The sequence below is a fragment of the Pseudoalteromonas sp. G5_S1_14_S5 genome (genome assembly GCF_054968605.1).
Genome location: NZ_JBQKUM010000193.1, coordinates 1 through 1014, shown reverse-complemented (window position 1 = coordinate 1014; position 1014 = coordinate 1). Strand labels below are relative to the sequence as shown.

Annotated in this window: 1 protein-coding gene; it reads right to left on the bottom strand. The window is 44.2% G+C overall.

Annotated features, from left to right (window positions below; translation table 11 throughout):
- On the bottom strand, nt 1-1014 hold a 1014-nt coding region (locus ACTRWI_RS22500; protein WP_499133915.1), incomplete at both ends, for a hypothetical protein.

Here is a 1014-nt window from a genome sequence, read left to right as displayed (position 1 = left end):
TCAATCAGCCCTTGCAGCGCCGCCACATCGGCAATGCTCTCCTTATCCGCAACGGCCTCCTGGTAAGCAGGCACGTTCGCAACATTAAAGGTTAAATCAATAATATCTCCCAAGATGGTGCTGTCGAAACGAGTAATCAATGCCTGCAAAGATACTGAGCGAATTAGCGTCGGGTCAATGAATAATTGATTCTTATCATAACTCGAGGAAAGCGCGCCGATTTGTTCATCCGCGGTCAACGTACCCACTTTAACCCCAAATATGTTTCTATTACTGATAACTTTGCCCAATGCTAGCGGCCAGCGATGACCTTTTCCCCAATAGGTATCATTAAATTCGTGACTCAATTTATGTATAGTGCCGCTTTGTTCTTTAATAGTAATAGTGACATCCGTACCTTGGAATACCCTTTGGGCTTGCTCAAGATTAGTCACATTCTGGCTTATCGGAAAATAATCATACGAAGTGCCGTCAATGGTTAGACGTTTCTGGTTGACTTTTTCCTCATGTATCAATGCCTGCAAAGATACTGAGCGAATTAGCGTCGGGTCAATGAATAATTGATTTTTAGAAAAACTTGAGGAAAGCGCGCCGATTTGCTCATCTGCGGTCAACGTACCCACTTTAACCCCAAGTATGTTTCTATTACTGATAACCTTGCCCAGTGCTAGCGGCCAGCGATGACCTTCTACCCAATAGGCATCATTAAATTCGTGACTCAATTTATGTATATCGCCGCCTTGTTCTTTAATGGTAATAGTGACAACCGTACCTTGTGATAGCTTTTGGGCTTGCTCAAGATTAGCCACATTCTGGCTTATCGGAAAATAATCATACGAAGTGCCGTCGATGATGAGTCGTTGCTGATTGAGTAAGTTGCTATTGATCGCTGCAGATTGAACCATCGCAAACGCAACTAGGCTGGCATCGACACTATCAATCAAGGCTTGCAACGCCGCCACATCAGCAATGTCACGTACAGCTGCAATCGCTACTTGGTAATCAGCCTCATTC